The sequence below is a fragment of the Pseudomonas sp. H1_G08 genome, from assembly GCF_054681355.1.
In genome coordinates this window covers 1224800-1245399 of sequence record NZ_CP162822.1, presented here as the reverse complement: position 1 = coordinate 1245399, position 20600 = coordinate 1224800, and the positions used below count along the sequence as shown (strand labels likewise).

Genomic DNA, 20600 nt, shown 5'->3' with positions numbered 1-20600 from the left:
CGTGCTCTTTGCTGAAACAAAAATGTTAGACGGCCAGTTTACGGCGGTTATACAAACCGCCCAACAAACCGGTAAAGCATCCGATGAGTAACCCGCTCAGGTGCGCGGCGTTGGCGATCTGGCCGAAACCGATCAGCGAGATCAGCCCGGACATGCACACCACCAGCCACACCAGCATCATCACCAGCACGCCGCGCGGCAGACGATAGGCCGGGTTCGGCGCCAGCAACTGGAAGATCCAGCAATGCCCGAGCAAGCCGTAAAGCACGCCGGACAGCCCACCAAACAGGCTCGGGCCGCTCCAGACGAACTGGGCGTAGTTGGACACCAGACTGAACAGCAGCGTCAGGCCGATCAGGTTGATGCTGCCCTGGCGCGACTCGATGCGCCGCCCCAGCTCCCAGTACCACATACCGTTCATGGCCAGATGGAGGATGCCGAAGTGGATCAGCATCGGCGTCACCAGCCGCCACCACTGCCCCGCCGCGAGGCTATCGGCCAGCGGCGTGAAGTGGATGTACTCACCGATCACGCGGAAATCGAGGAAGGTCAGCCAGCGTAAGGTCTCTAGGTTTTCGCCGAGGAAGGTCAGACCACCGACGATCAGGCTCAACAGCAGAATCAACCCGGTGGCTTTGGCGTGTTTCAGCTGCTCGGCGAAGCTCGGGCGCTTGAAGGTCTGGCCCATGGGTAAGTCCAGTTGCTGATCCGGGTCGCCGGCCGGGAAGCGCTCGTACAAGGAACGCACGTCCTCGCTGATTTCTTCTGGTGCCCACAGCACCTGTTCGCCCGCCTCTTCGCTGACCCGATGCGGCACTTGCATGCGTTGCAGCAGTTTGACGAAACCGCTCAAATCCACCGCCAACGGCAGGCGCAATACCGCTACCGCACTCATTGCAGCACCTCCGGCCGCTCGACATCGACCCAGACAAATTTTTGCGGATCCAGGCGCGTTTCCTGATCCAGACGATAGGCCACCAGTTTGCCGTAGAGCACGGCGCTGTAATCCAGGCACGCGAGGTTCGGGCGGATCGGCGCCGGTTTGCCGCTGCGCCAGTAGTGGCCGACGAACAGCAACGGCTCGTCGACGCCGTAGCGCAGCAGGGAATTCTTTTCAGTGGACGTCAGCGGCGTCTGCGCGACAGGTTCGGGCAGTGCATCGGGCTGGAACACGATGTCGCCATAGGTTTTCGGGTCGTCTTCCCAGAACTTGGTGCGGAAGAACGAACGCACCAGACCGTCGCCGCTGGTCATAGTCAGGCCACCGGGCAGGCGCATGTCGGTGCCGCGCAGCAAGCGGTCGAACACAGTGCAGGCGAAGCTGCCGGGCACCGCCGAGGCCTGGAGGAAATGCTCATCGACGCAGCCATTGGGGAACAGCGCCCGCAGCGGCTCGATCAGCCCGGCATCCCAGCAGGCGTGGACGACGCGAAACCGCCCGGCATCGACGAACAGCGGCAACTCGTAGAACCACTGCTGGAAGTCATGCCAGTCGCCGGGATGGTCCTCGAATTGGCTCAGGGTTTCCTGCAACAGCCGCGCATGGCGCTTGGTGTGTTCGCGCACGAACTGCTTGCCGCTGCCCGGTGGCGCCGGGGTGACCCAGCCGAGCGCGTTGAATTCGTGGTTGCCCATGATGCACAGCGCCTGCCCCGCCTCGACCATGTCGTGGACGATGTGCAGCGCCTCGCGAATGCGCGGGCCACGGTCGATGATGTCGCCGACGAACACCGCCATGCGTGAAGGATGCCGCCAGACCCCGCCCTGCTTGTGATAACCGAGACGGTCCAGCAAGTGTTCGAGGGTCATGGCGCATCCGTGCACGTCACCGATCAGGTCGTAACTGCGCGCGGGATCGAGCATCAGTCGCCTCCGCCCCCCAGCTTGCTGCCCCAGCCAAGCTTGGTGCGGCACACCTCGTAGTAATTGTGATCGAGCGGATGAATCAGGCGCAGCTTCTGCGCTTTCTTGCTCACGGTAATGGTGTCGCCCGGTGCGCAGGTGAAGTGGTTCTGGCCGTCGCAGGACACCTGCGGGTAGATCTGCATATCTTTGGACACGACGATTTTCAGCTCACTGTTGCCATCGACCACGATCGGCCGTCCCGACAAGGTATGGGGGTACATCGGCACAATCACAATAGCGTCGAGCTTGGGATGCATGATCGGCCCGCCGGCGGACAACGCGTAGGCGGTGGAGCCGGTGGGCGTGGCGACGATCAGGCCGTCGGCCTTCTGGCTGCAGACGAACTGGCCGTCGATATACAGCTCGAATTCGATCATCCGCGTCGATTTGCCCGGGTGCAGCACCACATCGTTGAGCGCATCGCCCTGGCCGATGGCCTCGCCATGGCGACGCACTTCGGCTTGCAGCAGGAAACGGTTTTCTACCAGATAGTGGCCGTCGAGCACTTCGGCGACCTTGATTTCCAGCTCGTCGGGGCGAATGTCGGTGAGGAAGCCAAGGCTCCCGCGGTTGATGCCCAGCACCGGAATATTGTGCCTGGCCAGCGCCCGCGCGGCGCCGAGCAGGCTGCCGTCGCCGCCGACGACGATGACCATGTCACAAACTTCGCCGAGCATCTTGCGCGACGAGGTTTGCAGGCCATGGCCGGGCAGGACTTCAGCGATGGTGTCTTCGAGGATCACATGCAGGTGACGGTCGAGCAGAAAGCGTTTCAGTCGGCGGACGGTATCCAGCACCTGGGAACTGCCCAGGCGACCGATGATGCCGATATTACGAAATTGCTCCATGGGACCTCTGCGGACAATCGAAAACGCGAAAACCCGATTATGGGCGAAAGCGCCAGATAGACAAAATCCTTTCAGCCTCAAGGGTGCACTCAGGTTTAAGGCTATGCTCGCAAGATGATCCTGTTCCCCGACTTGTTGCAATTGCCCCATCGATTACGCCATCCCGAAGTGCGGGACCTGGCGTGGGTGATCCTCGCGCCGCCGATGCTCGCTGCCACGCCGTGGCCCCAGCGCCATCCGCTTGCCGGCAGCGAATGGGTGCACGACCCGCAGCGCCTCGAACATTGGCTGCATCAGCTCGACCGCGACAGTTACGGCCTGCTGCAATGGCTGTCGCAGGCGCGCACCCGGCGTCTGGGTCTGTATTACGAGCGTCTTTGGCAGTTCGCCGTCTCGCATGCGCCGGGCATCGAACTGATCGCCGCCAACCTGCCGATTCGCCGCGCCGGGCACACCCTCGGCGAACTCGACATGCTGCTGCGTGACCGCGACGGCGTGCATCATCTGGAACTGGCGATCAAGCTCTACCTTGGCCCGCAGGATGGCGATGGCCGCGATCCCGCGCAGTGGCTGGGGCCGGGTTGTCATGACCGGCTGGATCGCAAACTGGCACATCTGGCCGAGCATCAATTGCCGATCTCGGCGCGCCCGGAAAGCCGCGAGGTGCTCGCGGCGCTGGATATCGAAACCTTCAGCGCGCAGTTGTGGCTGGGCGGTTATCTGCTATATCCGTGGCCCGGGCACGCCGACTCACCGAACGGCGCGCATCCACAACATCTGCGTGGCAGCTGGCTGCATCAGAAGGACTGGCCGGCGTTTGTCGCACAGCGCCCGCCGGGCCGCTGGCAACCCCTGCCCCGCCATGCGTGGCTGGCGCCGGCGCATTACCCGGCGGATCAGGTCTGGACAGATGAGCACCTGCGTTTGTGGCTGGAAGACCTGCCAGCACTGGCCCCGGCGCAGTTGATGGTACGCCTGACCGAGAATGCCCAGGGCGAATGGGAAGAGGCGGAGCGGTTGTTTCTGGTGGCGGATCTTTGGCCGAATGTCCCCGGCCAAACCTGAGATTTGTAGTGCCTGAACTGGTCCCTTCGCTGGCAAGCCAGCTCCCACAGGTTTCGCGATGAATACAAATCTGTGGGAGCTGGCTTGCCAGCGATTGGGCCCACCCCGGTCTACAGCGAAAGCCGCACCGCCAGTGCCGCCAACGTCACCAGCAACACCGGCACGGTCAACACAATCCCGACACGGAAGTAATAGCCCCAGCCAATATGGATGCCTTTGCGCTCCAGCACATGCAGCCACAACAACGTTGCCAGACTGCCGATCGGAGTGATCTTCGGCCCCAGGTCGCTGCCGATCACGTTGGCGTAGATCATCGCTTCTTTGATCACGCCGCTGGCCTGACTGGCGTCGATCGACAGCAAGCCGATCAGTACCGTTGGCAGATTGTTCATGATCGACGACAGCAGCGCCGTCAGCACCCCGGTGCCCATCGCCGCGCCCCACACGCCGTGGCCGGCGAATACATCCAGCCACCCGGCGAGGTAACCGGTGAGTCCGGCATTGCGCAGGCCGTACACCACCAGGTACATGCCCAACGAGAAAATCACGATTTGCCACGGCGCTTCTTTCATCACTTTGCGCGTGGAGATTTTGTGGCCGCGCGCGGCAATACCCAGCAGCAGCGCGGCGCACACCGCCGAAATTGCGCTGATCGGAATGCCCAGCGGTTCGAGGGCAAAGCAGCCGATCAACAGGATCACCAACACCGCCCAACCGGCGTAGAACGTCGCTTTGTCGTGGATCGCGGTGTGCGGGTTTTCCAGCTGTTCCGGATCGTAAGCGGCCGGGATGTCGCGGCGAAAAAACCACAGCAACATGCCCAACGTCGCCGCCACGCTGACGAAGTTCACCGGCACCATCACCGCTGCATAGCGGTTGAAGCCGATGTGGAAGAAGTCCGCCGAAACGATGTTGACCAGGTTCGATACCACCAGCGGCAGGCTCGCCGTGTCGGCAATGAACCCGGCGCCCATGACGAAGGCCAGCGTCGCCGCCGGTGAGAAGCGCAGCGCCAGCAGCATCGAAATCACAATCGGTGTGAGTATCAGCGCCGCGCCGTCATTAGCGAACAGCGCAGAGACCAGCGCGCCGAGCAGCACCATGAAGGCAAACAATTTGCGCCCACTGCCCCGCCCCCAACGCGCCACGTGCAGCGCCGCCCAGTTGAAAAAACCAGCCTCGTCGAGCAACAGGCTGATGATGATCAGCGCGACGAAGGTGCCGGTCGCATTCCAGATGATCTGCCAGACCAGCGGGATGTCCGTGAGGTGAACGACGCCAAAAATCAACGCCAGCACGGCGCCCAACGTTGCACTCCAGCCGACGCCGAGACCTTTGGGTTGCCAGATGACGAGGGTGATGGTCAGCAGGAAAATCAGTGACGCAGCGAGCATTCGCAGAAGCCTTCAAATAGCGAAACGGGTGGAAATCGAACAAATGTGGGAGCGAGTCTGCTCGCGAAAGCGGTGTGTCAGACTAGAAATTGTTATCTGACAGTCCGCCTTCGCGAGCAGGCTCGCTCCCACAGTGAGTTTCGGTAAGTTTATTTCTTGTGTTGCTCGACGAACTGGCCGTACGCATCGATGAATTTCTGCAGGAACGGTTTCACCGAGTCGCTCAGCTTGCCCGCTTCATCAAACGCGTTGCCCGCGCCGCCCAGATAGGCTTCCGGCTGTTGCAGGCAATGGATATCGAGGAAAACAAAGGTCTGGCGCAGGTGCTGGTTGGCGCCGAAGCCACCGATGGCGCCTGGCGATACGCTGATCACCGCGCCGGGTTTGCCGCTCCACGCGCTCTGGCCATAAGGGCGCGAACCGACGTCGATGGCGTTCTTCAACGGTGCCGGGATCGAGCGGTTGTACTCGGGGGTAACAAACAGCACCGCGTCGGATGACGCCACTTTCTGACGGAAAGTGCTGTAGGCTGCCGGCGGAGAAGCGCCGTCGATGTCTTCGTTGTACAGCGGCAGTTCACCGATTTCGACAATCTCGAGCTTGAGATTGGCCGGTGCCAGTTCGGCGAGGGCCAGTGCGACTTTGCGATTGATCGATGCTTTGCGCAGGCTACCGACCACTACAGCGACGTTGTAGACATTGCTCATGGATGACTCTCGATGGTCCGTGGGAAGAGTCGCTAGTTATAGATGATCCAGTGACATTTTCACCAGTGGTCATTGGTTTTTCCTGCGCGAGGAATATTTTTTTCATGTAGGAAAACTTACCGAGCTTGCTGACGGTCTACAAAGCCGCAAATCAAGCGTTTTATCTCCAGAGGTTCTAAGCAGATGGCAGCAGTACTCGTCGGTCAGTTTCATGCAAGAGATGCGGAAGGCCGCGTTTATTCCGTGCATGAATTCCAGGAATCGAACCCGTCTGCAGACGGATCCACTGGCTCGGAGCCCATTTACAAACTCGCCATTGGCGATCGGGTCAACAAGGTCAGTGACAGCGAGTTTCTCCTGGTTCAATCAGGCATTACCCTGATCCGCGAACCCGAGCCAACCGTTGCTTCATAACCCTGCATTATGAGCAGAAGTCATGCGAGCGGACTTGGGGTAGGATTCAGCGTCTGACCCCACCTGCTGAACATGGACTTCACGCATGCGTTTACGCCACATCGAAGTGATTCAGGCGCTCTTGCAGACCGGTCACCTGGGCACCGCCGCCGAATGGCTGCAACTGCCGGTGACCGAGGTCGAAGAGCGTTTGCGCGAAGCCGAGAGTCAGTTGGGGTTCATGCTGTTCGCCAGCGTTCGCGGTCGCCTGCAATCGACCCCCGAAGCGCGCGCCCTGCAAGTGGAAATCGCACACGTTTATGAGGCGCTTGAGCCGGTGCAGCGTCTGGCCAGCAGCCTCAAGCAATACCTCGCCCCACCCCTGCGCATCATCGGCACCCCGCCGCTGGCTCAACAATTACTGCCACAAAGCCTTGCGACTCTGCGTCGGCGCTTGCCGGACGCACCTTGCAGCCTGCTCAGCGCGCCGACTCGCGACATCGTCCGCAGCCTGTTATTGCGCGAAAGCGATCTGGGCCTGAGCCTGCACGATCCCGAACACCCCGATATCCACTGCCAGCCGCTGGCCCAGGGCAAGCTGCAATTGCTCGCTCCGCACGGCTGGCTGCAGCCGAAACAGAAATACATTTCCCTAGTGGATCTGGCCGGTCAGGCCATGGTCGGTCTCGAAGGTCAGGATCCACTGAGCCCGGCGCTGGAAAACAAACTTCAGGCCTTGCGCCCGGCACCGAGCATTCAGACCCGCGTGCAGACCCATCAGATGATGCGCAGCATGGTCGAGGCCGGCGAAGGTCTGGCCATCGTCGATCCGTTCACCGCTCTGGGCGCCCGCGCCGGTGGCCTGGACGTCTGCCCATTGTCACCGGCGGTGCCGATCAGCCTCTACGCCCTGACCTTCAAACATGCCGCGCCGTCGGCGGCGATTCAGACCTTGCTGGCGATCGTCACGGAACAAGCCGAGGCGATGTTGTCGAGCTGAGTGGTTTTTCCAGCGGATTATCGAACAGGCGATACCAGAACAACGCGACTTCAGCGGTATGCGGATCGATGCCGCGATAGCGTAACTGGTCGATGCCGCCGATCACATAACCGCAACGCTCATACAGACGACAGGCGCCGAGATTGTTGTTCTGGGTTTCGAGCATGATGCCCGGCAGCTTCTTCTTGCGACTCCAGAACTGCGCGACATCGAGCAACGCCTTGGCCACACCGTGGCGGCGGGCCGGGGCGTGCACCGCCAGTTCATCGATGTGGGCAAAGCCGTTCCAGTTGGTGCTGATCACCAGGTGACCGACCGGCTCGTCGTCCAGGTACGCCATGAAAATCGCACTGTCGGGCGCGTTGTGAAAGGCGCTGAATTCTTCGGGATCGATGCCGTAGCACTTGCGGTACGGCACGATTGGCGTCACCGGCCACTGCTCGACCGGCTTGCCGATCACGGCAGCGCCGTAGGCAGCGACCTCGAAACTGAAGTCGCTGCCCCAGATATACGGCGCAAAACCTTCGTCGGCTACACGCACCGACAACCCTGGGTATTTCGGATTCATGACCGGTTGCATACTGGGAAAAGTCCTCATTCCTTGACGCAGCCGACGGTGTCGACCTTACCGTCGCGATGGATGATTGCCAGCGCAAATTTCAACTCTTTGTACATGAGGCTCAGTGTCCTGAGGCGGCAGATTTGCACCTGACCAGTGCACTCAGGGTAGAGGGTTGCGACGAATGTGGCGAGGGTGGCAACTTGGCTTCATGTCGCCAAATGCAAAAAATCGCTGCCTTCCTGGTCCCCACTATGGAATGCATTCCCCGTAGGAGCTGCCGAAGGCTGCGATCTTTTGATCTTCTGATCTTTTGATTTTTCGATCTTTCAGACCTGCGCATCAGCCTCGGCAATCTGCGTCCACAACGCCGGCGCTCCCGCCGATTTGGCGATGATTTCCAGCCGCACCAGATGCGCCGCCAGTTCTTCTTCGGTCGCCCGGATGATGCGTGCTGGCTGGCGATCGACCGGCAGGCGGCGGATTTCGGTAGCCGAGTTGTCGGCGCCCTCGCCCGTGCCATTGCCGTCAGACGCGTTGCCAGCCAGCGACAGGCTGGTCTGGCCGCCGGTCATGGTCAGGTAGACGTCGGCGAGAATCTCCGAGTCGAGCAAGGCGCCGTGGAGTTCACGGCCGGAGTTGTCGACGCCGTAACGTTTGCACAACGCGTCGAGGCTGTTGCGCTGCCCCGGGTGACGTTCCCGGGCCATCATCAGGGTATCGAGGATGGTGCAATGCTGGGTGATATCGGCGCGATCGTGCTGGCCCATCAAGGCAAATTCGTTGTTGATGAAGCCAACGTCGAACGCCGCGTTGTGGATGATCAGTTGCGCGCCCTGGATGAACTCGAAGAACTCATCGGCAACTTCGGCAAAGCGCGGCTTGCCGACGAGGAATTCGTTGGTAATGCCATGCACACCGATCGCGCCTTCGTCGCTCTCGCGATCCGGTTGCAGATAAACGTGGAAATGCCGGCCCGTCAGGCGCCGACCGATCAGTTCGACGCAACCGATTTCAATGATCCGGTGACCATCGGTCACCGGCATGCCGGTGGTTTCGGTATCGAGTACAACGGATCTGGTGGCCATCAGTGCTCAGCTCTCAACGGGTCAATCATGCAAAAGCGCGGATGTTAACACGCTCGGCGGGGTGTTTCAGTCAGACCGTGGCGGGTCCTTCGCGAGCAGGCTCGCTCCCACACTGAATGCATTCCAATTCAAGGCCTGGAATACATTTCCCTGTGGGAGCGAGCCTGCTCGCGAACGGCCACGCCACGGTTAGAAGCGAAATCAGCTCTGCTTGTAACCGCGAACTTCATCGACCCCACGGTTAGCCAATTGGTCAGCCCGCTCGTTACCGTGATGACCAATGTGCCCGCGCACCCATTTCCAGGTGACTTTGTGGCGGTTGACCTGCTCGTCCAGCTCTTTCCACAGATCGGCATTCTTTACCGGCTCTTTCGCAGCCGTTTTCCAGCCGCGCTTCTTCCAGTTGGCCATCCACTCGTTGATGCCTTTCATCACGTATTGCGAGTCGGTGACCAGCAGCACTTCGCAGGGGCGCTTGAGCGCTTCCAGGCCACGAATCGCGCCGAGCAGCTCCATGCGATTGTTGGTGGTGTTGGCCTCGCCGCCCCACAGTTCCTTTTCGACGCCCTTGCACACCAGCAGCGCGCCCCAGCCGCCGGGACCGGGGTTGCCCTTGCAGGCACCGTCGGTGAACAGTTCTACGGTGTCGACGCTTTCCACGCTTTCGCTCATGCCAGTCTTTCCAGAAAAATGCCTGTCCTGCCAATCGCGGATCGACAATGACCGCGGCCGGGACAAGCCCGGCCACAAATAAAAGAAGATTTACGGTTCGATGCGGCGGCGGTTGACCTTGGCCATCGGCAGCGGAATCAGCTTGCCCATCGGCTCGCGGCGTTCCTGGCGCAACGGCCTGAGCCCCACCACGATCTTGCGCGCCACCAGCAGATAGAAGCCGCCGCCAGACAATTGCCAGTCACCGGCCTTGCGTTCCCAGCCGGCCAGACGGTTCTGCCACTTGGGTGACGCGAGCGGCGGACGATAGCATCCGAAGCGGCGTTTCTCCAGCGCGAAGCCCAGCAGATTGAGCCAGTCGGCGACCCGCGACGGCGAGATGCAGCGCGCCTTGCGCAGGGCATCATTGGCGAAGAAATGCCGCAGCCCCCAAGTGCTCCAGGGGTTGATGCCGATGATCAGCAGATGCCCGCCGGGGCGCACGCTGCTCGCTGCTTCACGCAGCAAACCGTGGGGCGACAGGCAGAAATCCAGGCCATGCTGCATCACCACCACGTCGGCGGCGTGCTCGCTCAACGGCCAGGCCTGCTCTTCGCAAACGATCTCGACTCCGGGCAACGGTGCGCCGAGACGCACGTTGCGCTGCACTTGCGGCGCGGCCGGCGGGGTTTCGGCGGACGGCCCGTAATGCACCAGATAACCGCCGAAGAAGCGGCCGAGCTCGTCATCGAGCATGCGCCGCTCTTCATCCAGCAGAAATTGCCCGAGCGGCCCCGACAGCCATTCGCGGGCGGCGCTGATCAATGCCAGCCAGTCGGGATCGGCCTGAGCGAACGCTTTATCGGTCATGTCATTCTCCAACGCGCCAGGAACTACTAAGATGCGCCAATGTTTTCTGCTTGGCGAATTCCGACGATGATACAGATCAGTGCCCTGCCCGCGTTCACCGACAACTACATCTGGTTGTTACAGGATCATCAGACCCAGCGCTGCGCGGTGGTCGATCCGGGCGACGCCACCCCGGTGCAGGCGTGGCTTGACGCGCATCCGGGCTGGGTGCTCAGCGATATTCTGATCACTCACCATCACCATGACCATGTCGGCGGCGTCGAGCGCCTGAAAGCCGCGACCGGCGCCAAGGTCTACGGCCCGGCCAGCGAAAGCATCCCGGCGCGCGACGTAGCGCTCAAGGACAACGACAGCGTCAGCGTGCTCGGCTGGGACTTCGACGTCTATGCGGTACCCGGTCACACCCTGGGGCACATCGCCTATTACCACCATGGTCTGCTGTTCTGCGGCGACACCCTGTTCGCCGCCGGTTGCGGCCGGCTGTTCGAAGGCACACCCGAGCAGATGTACCGCTCGCTCAGCCGTCTTGCGGCCCTGCCGGAAGATACGCTGGTCTACTGCACCCATGAATACACCTTGAGCAATCTGAAATTTGCCGCCGCCGTCGAGCCGGGCAACCCGGAAGTCGCCGCCCGTCTGGAAAAGGTCACGCAGCAACGGCAGAACGGCGTGATGACATTGCCGTCGACTTTGGCCCTGGAAAAGCTGACCAATCCGTTTTTACGCACTTCTGAAACATTGGTTACACAAAAAGTGGACGAACGGGAAGGCGCTCAAAACCGGGCGCCGAGCGAGGTATTTGCGGCTCTGCGGGCATGGAAAGACAAGTTCTGACAAGCGCGCCGGCCGGGGCAAAAATTCTCAATGGTTGACCGCAGGGGGTGCGCTTTCTAGAATCGCCCGACATTTTTGCCCGGAACTTACTTCCAGCCAATGTCGTCATCCATACGTAAGTCCGTCAATTCAGATGCTTTGACCCGCCTGGCACAAGCCATCGCGGTGGCTGTGTCCGCCACGCTGGCGGGTTGCTCCAGCCACGCTCCGCAGACTGAAGCGACGCATACGCCGAACATTGCTGCGCGAGCCAAGCAGAAGCCGATCTGGCTGACCGAGAAGCCCACTCCAGTGGCGCCCCAGGACATCTGGGAACGCATGCGTCAGGGCTTCCAGTTGCAGGAAGGCCTTGGCGTCAATCCGCGCATCGAGCAACAGCGCCTGTGGTTCGCCAGTAACCCCTCTTTTCTCGAGAATGCCGGCGAACGCGGCAGCCTCTACATTCATTACATTGTCGAACGCCTCGAAGAGCGCAACATGCCGCTGGAACTGGCCCTGCTGCCGGTGATCGAGAGCGCCTACAACCCGATGGCCTATTCCCGCGCCGATGCGGTGGGCCTGTGGCAGTTCATTCCGTCCACCGGGCGTTATTTCAACCTGCGCCAGACGCGTTTTTATGATGGTCGTCGCGACATTACCGCCTCGACCACGGCCGCGATGGATTACCTGACCCGCCTGCACGACATGTTCAACGGCGACTGGCTGCTGGCGCTGGCAGCCTACAACGCTGGTGAAGGCACCGTAAGCCGGGCGATCGAGCGCAACGAAAAGCTCGGCCTGCCCACCGACTACTGGAACCTGCCACTGCCGGCGGAAACCCAGGCCTATGTGCCGAAGTTGCTGGCACTGTCGCAAGTGGTACTGGCGCCTGAAGCCTACGGCGTCAACCTCAACCCGATCGCCAACGAACCGTACTTCCAGGTCGTCGAAATCAACCAGCGCATGGACCTGTCCAAGGTCGCTGCGGTGGCGAACATCGATGAAGACGAACTGTTCCAGCTCAACCCCGCGTTCAAACAGCGCACCACCATCGACGGTCCGCAGCACTTGCTGGTGCCGACGTCCAAGGCGCAACTGCTGACCGCCAGTCTGCAGACCATGCGCCCGGACGAACTGATCAGCCCGCGCTCGCTGAAACCGGTGTTCGAAGGCGCCGATCCGTCGGAAGTGGCACAGCTCAAACGCGCCTATCGGGTCAAGCGTGGCGACAACCTCGGTTCCATCGCCAAGGCCAACAAGGTCGAAGTCAAGGATCTGCAGCGCTGGAACAAGCTGACCGGCAAGAATCTCAAGGTCGGCCAGACCCTGGTCATGCAGGACAACACCAAGCGTGCACCGGCGCGCAAATCCGGCCGGGTCAACACCGTGGTCGCGGCGAATACCAAGACCAAAGGCAAGGACGAGAGCAAGCAGCAGACCCAGTACAAGGTCAAGCGCGGCGACACCCTGTATGTGGTGGCCAAGCGGTTCAACGTCGAGATGCAACATCTCAAGCGTTGGAACCCGGGTGCGGGCAAGGCACTCAAGCCTGGGCAGATGCTTACGGTTTATCAGCCGCACTGATTGAAGAGCCCCTGATATTTCAGGGGCTTTTTTTGGATGAAGTTTTTGTGGTGTGCTTAGATCCATCCCCCTCACCCCAGCCCTCTCCCCCAGGGGGGAGAGGGGGAAAGGGAGCCGATCGGGTGCTTTTCAGAAACTGACTTCGACTCGGTATCGCACGTCGGTGCAATTCGCCCAGACACCACGATCAGCCCCCTCTCCCTCCGGGAGAGGGTTAGGGTGAGGGGCTCTTCGCGCAAACGATTAACCCGGCATTAACCCGCATCTTTTTCCTGTCCAGACAAGCTGTTACTGTACGGCCCACAAAGCCCAAGCCGCTGGATCGGATCTGACTTGAAGCGTGCCCTCTCCCTGCTCCTGATCAGCCTGGCCTTGAGCTCACCCGCAAGCGCAACGATTACCGAAAGTCATGGTTATGCGCAGTTCGGCACGCTCAAGTACCCGGCCAGATTTACCCACTTCGACTGGGTCAACCCGCAAGCGCCCAAAGGCGGTACGTTGCGGGTGATGGCGTTCGGCACCTTCGATACGGTCAATCCGTACACCTTCAAGGGCACCAGCCCGGTTACCACCGCCAATTTTCTCCAGTACGGCATCAACGAGCTCAACGAGCCGCTGATGGTTGGTACCGGACAGTATTCGCCGTCCGGAGACGAGCCGGCGTCGAGCTACGGTTTGATCGCACAATCGGTGGAGTACAGCGAAGATCGCAGCTGGGTCGTCTTCAATTTGCGCCCCGAAGCACGCTTTCACGACGGCGCGCCCATCACCGCCTACGACGTGGCGTTCTCCTATCGAACGCTGCTCAAGGACGGTCATCCGCTGTATCGCACGGCCTTGCAGGAAGTGCTACGGGTCGACATCCTCAACAAACAGCGCATTCGCTTTGTGTTCAAGCGCTCGGGCAATCCGCTGCTGATCCTGCGCCTGGGCGAGTTGCCGGTGCTGCCGCAGCATTACTGGAAAGACCGCGACTTCAAAGCCACCACCTTCGAACCACCGCTGGGCAGCGGGCCGTACCGCATCACGTCGGTCACGCCGGGTCGGCAGCTGATTTTCGAGCGGGTCAAGGATTACTGGGGCAAGGATCTGCCGGTCAATCGCGGCAAGTACAATTTCGATCGCATGGACGTCGAGTTCTACCGCGACAGCGATGTCGCCTTCGAAGCGTTCAAGGCCGGTGAGTTCGACATCTACATCGAGCATCAGGCGAAGAACTGGGTCAACGGCTACAACTTCCCTGCTGTACGTCGTGGCGAAGTGATCAAGGCACAGATCCCGCATCAGATTCCGACGCAGACTCAGGGCCTGTTCATGAACAGCCGCCGCGCGACGTTCGCCGACGTAAAAACCCGCGAAGCGCTGGGCCTGATGTTCGATTTCGAGTGGACCAACCGTGCGCTGTTCAGCGATGCCTACAAGCGCACAAGCAGTTACTACCCCAACAGCGAATTCACTGCGTCCGGCCTGCCGGTCGGCCATGAATGGCTGATGCTCAAGCCTTACAAGGAGCAGTTGCCAGCCCGGCTGTTCACCGAGCCGTTTACCCTGCCGAAGACCGACGGCCGAGGCATTCCCCGGGAAACCATGCGCAAGGCGCTGGCCCTGCTCGCCGAGGCCGGTTGGAAGCTCCACGGCCAGCGCCTGCAAGACAAAGACGGCCAACCGCTGCGTTTCGAACTGCTGCTGGTCAACCCGAGCCTGGAGCGGCTCTATCAGCCGTACATCGAAAACCTCAACAGCATCGGCATCGACGCGCGCCTGCGCACCGTTGATCGTGCGCAATACAAACAGCGCCTCGATCAATTCGATTTCGACATGATCTCGATGACCCTCGGCCAGACCCTGAGCCCGGGCCTTGAGCAGTGGCAGTACTTCCACTCCAGCCAGGTGAACGTCAAGGGCAGCAAGAATTACGCGGGCATCGCCAATCCGGTGGTCGATCACCTGCTCGAACAATTGCTCGCCGCCCGCACCCGCGACGAGCAGGTCGCCGCTGGCAAAGCGCTCGACCGCGTGCTGCTCTGGCAGCACTACAGCATTCCCAACTGGTACCTCAATTATCACCGTCTGGCCTACCGCAACCGGTTGGCCTTTGTCACCACGCCGCCCTACACCCTGGGCCTGAGCGCATGGTGGCTGAAGTCTTCGGAGAAAGATCGATGAATGCTGTTCGCACCCTGCTCGTGCAGGCCGGCGGCTTGCTGTTCGCCGGGCTGGCCTGGGCCGCCCCGCAACACGCCGTGACCCTGTACAACGAGCCACCGAAATACCTGGCCGATTTCAAGCATTTCGACTACGTGAACCCTGACGCGCCCAAGGGCGGCGTATTCCGTCAGGCCGGCTTCGGTGGCTTCGACAGCCTCAACCCGTTCATCAACAAAGGCGTGCCCGCCGATGACATCGGCCAGATCTACGACACCCTGACCAAACACAGCCTCGACGAGCCGTTCACCGAGTACGGCCTGATTGCCAGCAAGATCGAAAAAGCCGACGACAACAGTTGGGTGCGCTTCTACCTGCGCCCGCAAGCGCGTTTCCACGACGGCCACCCGGTGCGCGCCGAAGATGTAGTGTTCAGCTTCGAGACGCTGACCAAGGAAGGCTCGCCGATGTTTCGCGGCTATTACAACGACGTCGCCGAAGCCATCGCCGAAGACCCGTTGAAAGTGCTGTTCAAGTTCAAGCACAGCAACAACCGCGAGCTGCCGCTGATCCTCGGCCAGTTGCCGGTCCTGCCGAAACACTGGTGGGCCAGCCGCGACTTCAACAAGGGCAATCTGGAAATCCCGCTGGGCAGCGGCCCGTACAAGGTCACCCAAGTGAAGGCCGGCCGTTCGGTACGTTACGAGCGGGTCAAGGATTACTGGGGCAAGGACTTGCCGGTCAACCGTGGCTTCTACAACTTCGACACGATGACCACCGACTATTACCGCGACAACACCGTCGCCCTCGAAGCACTGAAGGCCGGGCAGTTCGATTACTGGCTGGAGATGACCGCGAAGAACTGGGCCAGCGCCTATAACGTTCCGGCGGTCACCGAGGGCCGTTTGATCAAGGAACTGATCCCCAACAGCAACCCGACCGGCATGCAGGGCTTCGTCTTCAACCTGCGCCGCCCGGTGTTCCAGGATGTGCGCGTGCGTCAGGCGCTGGGGCTGCTGTTCGACTTCGAATGGACCAACAAGCAATTGTTCAACGGCGCCTACGTGCGCACCCGCAGTTACTTCGAGAACTCGGAAATGGCGGCCACCGGCCTGCCCGACGCCGAGCAACGGACGATCCTCGAACCGTTTCGCAGCAAACTGCCGGCCCAGGTGTTCAGCGAAGCCTTCGAAAATCCCAAGACCGACGCCAGCGGCATGATCCGCACCCAGCAGCGTGAGGCCTATCAACTGCTGCAAGAGGCCGGCTGGAAAATCGTCGATGACAAAATGGTCGACGCCACTGGCAAACCGGTGGTAATCGAATTCCTCCTCGCCCAGACCGAGTTCGAACGGGTGCTGCTGCCGTTCAAGCGCAACCTCAGCGACCTCGGTATCGATCTGGTCATCCGCCGCGTCGACGTCTCGCAGTACATCAACCGCGTGCGCTCGCGGGATTTCGACATGATGGTCGGCAGCTTTCCCCAGTCCAATTCGCCGGGTAACGAGCAGCGCGAGTACTGGATGAGCGCCGCCGCCGACAAACCGAGCAGCCGCAACAGCATGGGCCTCAAAGACCCGACCGTTGATCAACTGGTGGAAAGCCTGATCAACGCCGACTCGCGCAAAAGCCTGGTGGCCCACGCTCGCGCGCTGGATCGTGTTCTGCAATGGGGCTACTACGTGGTGCCCAACTGGCATATCAAGAGCTGGCGCGTGGCTTACTGGAATCATATAGGCCACCCGAAAACCTCGCCCAAGTACGACATCGGCATCAACACCTGGTGGGTCAAGCCTGACGCCAAGCCTGCCGTAGAAGTCGAAACCCAACTGCAAGCCGACCCTGCGGGCACGGAGTAATCAGATGCTGGCGTATATCTTTCGGCGACTGCTGCTGATCATCCCGACCCTGTTCGGCATTCTGCTGATCAACTTCGTGATCATCCAGGCCGCGCCCGGCGGGCCGGTCGAGCAGATGATCGCCAAGCTCGAAGGTTTCGAAGGCGCCACGAGCCGGATTGCCGGCGGTGGTGCCGAAGTGGCGGTGGCCGGCTCGTCCTACCGTGGCGCGCAGGGGCTGGATCCGGCGCTGATCAAGGAAATCGAGCACATGTACGGGTTCGACAAATCGGCCCCGGAACGTCTGTGGATCATGGTCAAGAACTATGCGCAGCTGGATTTCGGCGACAGTTTCTTCCGCGACGCCAAGGTCATCGACCTGATCAAGGAAAAGATGCCGGTGTCGATCTCGCTGGGGCTGTGGAGCACGCTGATCATGTATCTGGTGTCGATCCCGCTGGGCATCGCCAAGGCCACGCGGCACGGCAGCCACTTCGACGTCTGGACCAGTTCGGCGATCATCGTCGGCTATGCGATCCCGGCGTTCCTGTTTGCGATCCTGCTGATCGTGGTATTTGCCGGCGGCAGTTATCTGGACTGGTTCCCCCTGCGCGGGCTGACTTCGAACAACTTCGATGAGCTGAGCCTGGGGGGCAAGATCCTCGATTACTTCTGGCACCTGGCATTGCCGGTCACCGCACTGGTGATCGGCAACTTCGCGACCATGACCCTGTTGACCAAGAACAGCTTTCTCGACGAAATCAACAAGCAGTATGTGGTCACCGCCAAGGCCAAAGGCCTAACTCGCCATCGCGTGCTCTACGGGCATGTATTCCGCAACGCCATGCTGCTGGTGATTGCCGGTTTCCCGTCGGCATTCATCGGTATCTTCTTCACCGGCTCGTTGCTGGTGGAAGTGATCTTCTCTCTCGATGGCCTCGGCCTGATGAGTTTCGAAGCGGCGATCAATCGCGATTACCCGGTGGTGTTCGGCACCCTGTTCATCTTCACCCTGCTCGGGCTGGTGGTGAAACTGATCGGCGATCTGACCTACACCTTTGTCGATCCGCGTATCGACTTCGCCAGCCGGGAGCATTGAGATGAACCTGTCCCCTCTCAACCGCCGGCGCTTCGAACTGTTCAAGGCCAACAAGCGTGGCTGGTGGTCGCTGTGGCTGTTCCTGATTCTGTTCGGCCTCAGTCTGGGCGCCGAACTGATCGCCAACGACAAACCGCTGGTCGTGCATTACGACAACAACTGGTATTTCCCGGCGATCAAGCGCTATCCGGAAACCGCGTTCGGCGGCGAATTCCCGCTGGAAGCCAACTACAAGAGTCCGTACATTCGCGAACTGCTCAAGGCCAAGGACGCGTGGATTCTGTGGGCGCCGATCCCCTACAGCTACCAAAGCATCAACTACGACCTGAAAGTCCCGGCCCCAGCGCCACCCTCGGCGGACAACCTGCTGGGCACCGACGATCAGGGCCGCGACGTGTTGGCGCGGGTGATCTACGGTTTCCGCATTTCCGTGTTGTTTGCGCTGACGCTGACCGTGCTGAGTTCGATCATCGGCGTGATTGCCGGGGCGCTACAGGGCTTTTATGGCGGCTGGGTCGATCTCGCCGGGCAGCGTTTTCTCGAGATCTGGTCGGGGCTGCCGGTGCTGTATCTGCTGATCATCCTTGCCAGTTTCGTCCAGCCGAATTTCTGGTGGTTGCTGGGCATCATGCTGCTGTTCTCGTGGATGAGCCTGGTCGATGTGGTGCGCGCCGAGTTCCTGCGCGGGCGCAATCTGGAATATGTGCGCGCCGCCCGCGCGCTGGGCATGCAGAACGGCGCGATCATGTTCCGCCACATCCTGCCCAACGCCATGGTCTCGACCATGACCTTCATGCCGTTCATTCTCACCGGCGCCATCGGCACCCTGACCGCGCTGGACTTCCTCGGCTTCGGCTTGCCGGCCGGCAGTCCGTCGCTGGGCGAACTGGTTGCCCAAGGCAAATCCAACCTGCAGGCGCCATGGCTGGGCATGAGCGCGTTTGCCGTGCTGGCGCTGATGTTGAGTCTGCTGGTGTTTATCGGCGAGTCCGCTCGCGATGCCTTCGACCCGAGGAAGTGAAATGAATCAGGACAATCTGATCGAAGTGCGCGACCTCGCCGTCGAATTCGGTTTCGGCGAGCGCGTGCACCGCGTGGTCGAAGGCGTGAGCTTTGACATCAAGCGCGGCGAGACCCTGGCACTGGTCGGCGAATCGGGCTCGGGCAAATCGGTAACGGCGCATTCGATCCTGCGCCTGCTGCCCTACCCCATGGCGCGGCATCCGGCCGGCAGCATCAATTACGCCGGGCAGAACCTGCTGGATTTGAGCGAGAAGACCATCCGCCATATTCGTGGCAACCGCATCGCCATGATCTTTCAGGAGCCGATGACCTCGCTCAATCCGCTGCATTCGATCGAGAAGCAGATCAACGAAGTGCTCGGCATCCACAAGGGCCTGAGTGGCAAAGTGGCAACCAAACGCACGCTGGAGCTGCTGGAAATGGTCGGCATTCCCGAGCCGCACAAGCGGCTCAAGGCGCTGCCCCATGAATTGTCCGGCGGCCAGCGGCAGCGGGTGATGATCGCCATGGCCCTGGCCAACGAGCCGGAATTACTGATCGCCGACGAACCGACCACCGCGCTGGACGTGACCGTTCAGCTGAAAATCCTCGATTTGCTCAAGGATCTTCAGGCTCGATTGGGCATGTCGCTGCTACTGATCAGTCACGATTTGAACCTGGTGCGAAGAATTGCGCATCGCGTATGTGTCATGCAGCGCGGTTGCATCGTCGAACAGGCATCGTGCGCAGAGCTGTTCCGTTCGCCGCAGCATCCGTACACTCGGGAATTGCTCGGCGCGGAGCCCAGCGGCGGCCCGGCGAGCAATGAAATCGGCGCGCCGCTGCTCGAAGTCGAGGACCTCAAAGTCTGGTTCCCGATCAAGAAAGGCCTGCTCAAACGCACGGTGGATTACGTCAAGGCAGTGGACGGCATCAATTTCAGCCTGCCTCAGGGCCAGACCCTGGGGATCGTCGGCGAAAGCGGTTCCGGCAAATCCACCCTCGGTCTGGCGATTTTGCGGCTGATCGGCAGCAAAGGCGCGATCCGCTTTGAAGGCAAGCAGCTAGACTGCCTGACGCAGAACGAGATTCGCCCGCTGCGGCGGGAGATGCAGGTGGTGTTTCAGGACCCGTTCGGCAGCCTGAGCCCGCGCATGTGCGTCAACGACATCGTGGGCGAAGGCTTGCGGATACACAGAATGGGCACCGCAGCCCAACAGGAAGCGGCGATCATTGCGGCATTGAAGGAGGTAGGTCTGGATCCGGAAACCCGGCACCGCTACCCCCACGAATTTTCCGGTGGGCAACGGCAGCGAATCGCCATTGCCCGGGCCTTGGTGCTGAAACCGGCGCTGATCCTGCTGGACGAGCCGACTTCGGCGCTCGACCGGACGGTGCAGCGGCAAGTGGTGGAGCTGTTGCGTTCACTGCAAGCCAAGTACAACCTGACGTATTTGTTCATCAGCCATGACCTGGCTGTCGTCAAAGCGCTGAGCCACCAGCTGATGGTGGTCAAGCATGGCCAAGTGGTCGAACAGGGAGACGCGCAAAGTATCTTTGCCGCCCCCCAACATCCGTATACACAGCAGTTGCTGGAAGCCGCTTTTCTGGCACCAGCCACTGCGCAATAACCTGAAAG

General features: G+C 60.9%; 19 protein-coding genes. 10 read left to right on the top strand and 9 right to left on the bottom strand.

Translation table 11 applies throughout. The features are described from left to right. Nucleotides 1–25: 25 nt before the first annotated feature. Genes AB4N85_RS05640 through AB4N85_RS05630 form a run of 3 tightly spaced genes read right to left on the bottom strand, consistent with a single transcriptional unit; the run spans nucleotide 26 to nucleotide 2753 of the window. Nucleotides 26–895 (bottom strand): rhomboid family intramembrane serine protease, encoded by an 870-nt coding sequence (locus AB4N85_RS05640; RefSeq protein ID WP_423661599.1) that lies wholly within the window; start codon nucleotides 893–895, stop codon nucleotides 26–28. Continuing rightward, nucleotides 892–1863 (bottom strand): metallophosphoesterase, encoded by a 972-nt coding sequence (locus tag AB4N85_RS05635; protein ID WP_095179579.1) that lies wholly within the window; start codon nucleotides 1861–1863, stop codon nucleotides 892–894. The genes AB4N85_RS05640 and AB4N85_RS05635 overlap by 4 nt, the downstream gene beginning before the upstream one ends. Continuing rightward, nucleotides 1863–2753 carry an NAD(+) kinase gene (locus tag AB4N85_RS05630; RefSeq protein ID WP_041480619.1) on the bottom strand — a complete coding sequence of 297 codons (891 nt, stop codon included), beginning with the start codon at nucleotides 2751–2753 and terminating at the stop codon, nucleotides 1863–1865. Before AB4N85_RS05630 ends, AB4N85_RS05635 begins: the two co-directional genes overlap by 1 nt. A gap of 114 nt (nucleotides 2754–2867) precedes the next feature. On the opposite strand from AB4N85_RS05630, the gene AB4N85_RS05625 reads away from it, so the two are divergent. Beyond that, entirely contained in the window at nucleotides 2868–3818 is a 951-nt protein-coding gene (locus tag AB4N85_RS05625) for a DUF1853 family protein (protein WP_252869206.1), read from the top strand. Between the two features lie 110 nt (nucleotides 3819–3928). Here AB4N85_RS05625 and AB4N85_RS05620 read toward each other — a convergent pair whose 3' ends face one another. Then, the gene (locus AB4N85_RS05620) at nucleotides 3929–5212 is read right to left on the bottom strand and encodes an arsenic transporter (RefSeq protein ID WP_095179577.1); all 1284 of its coding nucleotides are present in this window, start codon (nucleotides 5210–5212) and stop codon (nucleotides 3929–3931) included. Between the two features lie 149 nt (nucleotides 5213–5361). Continuing rightward, nucleotides 5362–5919 carry an NADPH-dependent FMN reductase gene (locus AB4N85_RS05615; protein ID WP_024012496.1) on the bottom strand — a complete coding sequence of 186 codons (558 nt, stop codon included), beginning with the start codon at nucleotides 5917–5919 and terminating at the stop codon, nucleotides 5362–5364. Nucleotides 5920–6102: 183 nt separating this feature from the next. Here AB4N85_RS05615 and AB4N85_RS05610 point away from each other — a divergent pair, with 183 nt between their 5' ends. Then, nucleotides 6103–6333 carry a hypothetical protein gene (locus tag AB4N85_RS05610; RefSeq protein ID WP_041480622.1) on the top strand — a complete coding sequence of 77 codons (231 nt, stop codon included), beginning with the start codon at nucleotides 6103–6105 and terminating at the stop codon, nucleotides 6331–6333. Between the two features lie 85 nt (nucleotides 6334–6418). After that, nucleotides 6419–7312 (top strand): LysR substrate-binding domain-containing protein, encoded by an 894-nt coding sequence (locus tag AB4N85_RS05605; protein ID WP_041480623.1) that lies wholly within the window; start codon nucleotides 6419–6421, stop codon nucleotides 7310–7312. Here the strand turns inward: AB4N85_RS05605 and AB4N85_RS05600 are convergent. The 4 genes from AB4N85_RS05600 to AB4N85_RS05585 all read right to left on the bottom strand — a co-directional run bounded on the left by AB4N85_RS05600 (nucleotide 7278) and on the right by AB4N85_RS05585 (nucleotide 10480). After that, nucleotides 7278–7892 carry a GNAT family N-acetyltransferase gene (locus AB4N85_RS05600; RefSeq protein WP_016774208.1) on the bottom strand — a complete coding sequence of 205 codons (615 nt, stop codon included), beginning with the start codon at nucleotides 7890–7892 and terminating at the stop codon, nucleotides 7278–7280. The two genes, AB4N85_RS05605 and AB4N85_RS05600, sit on opposite strands and share 35 nt — an antisense overlap. A 308-nt stretch (nucleotides 7893–8200) precedes the next feature. Continuing rightward, nucleotides 8201–8959, bottom strand: a complete 759-nt coding sequence (dnaQ, locus tag AB4N85_RS05595) for a DNA polymerase III subunit epsilon (protein WP_041480624.1) — start codon at nucleotides 8957–8959, stop codon at nucleotides 8201–8203. 201 nt (nucleotides 8960–9160) lie between these two features. Beyond that, nucleotides 9161–9631: a ribonuclease HI gene (rnhA, locus tag AB4N85_RS05590; RefSeq protein WP_007910572.1), complete on the bottom strand. Its 471-nt coding sequence runs from the start codon at nucleotides 9629–9631 to the stop codon at nucleotides 9161–9163. A gap of 90 nt (nucleotides 9632–9721) precedes the next feature. Continuing rightward, nucleotides 9722–10480, bottom strand: a complete 759-nt coding sequence (locus tag AB4N85_RS05585) for a class I SAM-dependent methyltransferase (RefSeq protein ID WP_041480625.1) — start codon at nucleotides 10478–10480, stop codon at nucleotides 9722–9724. Between the two features lie 66 nt (nucleotides 10481–10546). On the opposite strand from AB4N85_RS05585, the gene gloB reads away from it, so the two are divergent. From gloB to AB4N85_RS05550, 7 genes are all read left to right on the top strand, one after another. Next, entirely contained in the window at nucleotides 10547–11314 is a 768-nt protein-coding gene (gene gloB / locus AB4N85_RS05580; RefSeq protein WP_056786790.1) for a hydroxyacylglutathione hydrolase, read from the top strand. Nucleotides 11315–11413: 99 nt separating this feature from the next. Then, nucleotides 11414–12877 (top strand): transglycosylase SLT domain-containing protein, encoded by a 1464-nt coding sequence (locus AB4N85_RS05575; protein WP_041480626.1) that lies wholly within the window; start codon nucleotides 11414–11416, stop codon nucleotides 12875–12877. A gap of 333 nt (nucleotides 12878–13210) precedes the next feature. Next, complete coding sequence (locus AB4N85_RS05570; protein ID WP_460067293.1) at nucleotides 13211–15043, top strand: extracellular solute-binding protein; 1833 nt, start codon at nucleotides 13211–13213, stop codon at nucleotides 15041–15043. After that, nucleotides 15040–16881: an extracellular solute-binding protein gene (locus AB4N85_RS05565; RefSeq protein WP_460067291.1), complete on the top strand. Its 1842-nt coding sequence runs from the start codon at nucleotides 15040–15042 to the stop codon at nucleotides 16879–16881. The genes AB4N85_RS05570 and AB4N85_RS05565 overlap by 4 nt, the downstream gene beginning before the upstream one ends. 4 nt (nucleotides 16882–16885) lie before the next feature. Beyond that, a complete protein-coding gene (locus AB4N85_RS05560; RefSeq protein WP_016774154.1) occupies nucleotides 16886–17959 on the top strand; it encodes a microcin C ABC transporter permease YejB in 1074 nt (357 codons plus the stop codon). A 1-nt stretch (nucleotide 17960) separates the two neighbouring features. Beyond that, nucleotides 17961–18980: an ABC transporter permease gene (locus AB4N85_RS05555; RefSeq protein ID WP_016774153.1), complete on the top strand. Its 1020-nt coding sequence runs from the start codon at nucleotides 17961–17963 to the stop codon at nucleotides 18978–18980. A gap of 1 nt (nucleotide 18981) precedes the next feature. Beyond that, nucleotides 18982–20592 carry an ABC transporter ATP-binding protein gene (locus tag AB4N85_RS05550; RefSeq protein ID WP_252869203.1) on the top strand — a complete coding sequence of 537 codons (1611 nt, stop codon included), beginning with the start codon at nucleotides 18982–18984 and terminating at the stop codon, nucleotides 20590–20592. The last annotated feature ends 8 nt before the right edge of the window (nucleotides 20593–20600 follow it).

Bases quoted from the DNA above. Each gene is read 5' to 3' on its own strand.
- AB4N85_RS05640 (WP_423661599.1), bottom strand. From the start codon at position 895: ATGAGTGCGGTAGCGGTATTGCGCCTGCCGTTGGCGGTGGATTTGAGC.
- AB4N85_RS05635 (WP_095179579.1), bottom strand. From the start codon at position 1,863: ATGCTCGATCCCGCGCGCAGTTACGACCTGATCGGTGACGTGCACGGA.
- AB4N85_RS05630 (WP_041480619.1), bottom strand. From the start codon at position 2,753: ATGGAGCAATTTCGTAATATCGGCATCATCGGTCGCCTGGGCAGTTCC.
- AB4N85_RS05625 (WP_252869206.1), top strand. From the start codon at position 2,868: ATGATCCTGTTCCCCGACTTGTTGCAATTGCCCCATCGATTACGCCAT.
- AB4N85_RS05620 (WP_095179577.1), bottom strand. From the start codon at position 5,212: ATGCTCGCTGCGTCACTGATTTTCCTGCTGACCATCACCCTCGTCATC.
- AB4N85_RS05615 (WP_024012496.1), bottom strand. From the start codon at position 5,919: ATGAGCAATGTCTACAACGTCGCTGTAGTGGTCGGTAGCCTGCGCAAA.
- AB4N85_RS05610 (WP_041480622.1), top strand. From the start codon at position 6,103: ATGGCAGCAGTACTCGTCGGTCAGTTTCATGCAAGAGATGCGGAAGGC.
- AB4N85_RS05605 (WP_041480623.1), top strand. From the start codon at position 6,419: ATGCGTTTACGCCACATCGAAGTGATTCAGGCGCTCTTGCAGACCGGT.
- AB4N85_RS05600 (WP_016774208.1), bottom strand. From the start codon at position 7,892: ATGCAACCGGTCATGAATCCGAAATACCCAGGGTTGTCGGTGCGTGTA.
- dnaQ (WP_041480624.1), bottom strand. From the start codon at position 8,959: ATGGCCACCAGATCCGTTGTACTCGATACCGAAACCACCGGCATGCCG.
- rnhA (WP_007910572.1), bottom strand. From the start codon at position 9,631: ATGAGCGAAAGCGTGGAAAGCGTCGACACCGTAGAACTGTTCACCGAC.
- AB4N85_RS05585 (WP_041480625.1), bottom strand. From the start codon at position 10,480: ATGACCGATAAAGCGTTCGCTCAGGCCGATCCCGACTGGCTGGCATTG.
- gloB (WP_056786790.1), top strand. From the start codon at position 10,547: ATGATACAGATCAGTGCCCTGCCCGCGTTCACCGACAACTACATCTGG.
- AB4N85_RS05575 (WP_041480626.1), top strand. From the start codon at position 11,414: ATGTCGTCATCCATACGTAAGTCCGTCAATTCAGATGCTTTGACCCGC.
- AB4N85_RS05565 (WP_460067291.1), top strand. From the start codon at position 15,040: ATGAATGCTGTTCGCACCCTGCTCGTGCAGGCCGGCGGCTTGCTGTTC.
- AB4N85_RS05560 (WP_016774154.1), top strand. From the start codon at position 16,886: ATGCTGGCGTATATCTTTCGGCGACTGCTGCTGATCATCCCGACCCTG.
- AB4N85_RS05555 (WP_016774153.1), top strand. From the start codon at position 17,961: ATGAACCTGTCCCCTCTCAACCGCCGGCGCTTCGAACTGTTCAAGGCC.
- AB4N85_RS05550 (WP_252869203.1), top strand. From the start codon at position 18,982: ATGAATCAGGACAATCTGATCGAAGTGCGCGACCTCGCCGTCGAATTC.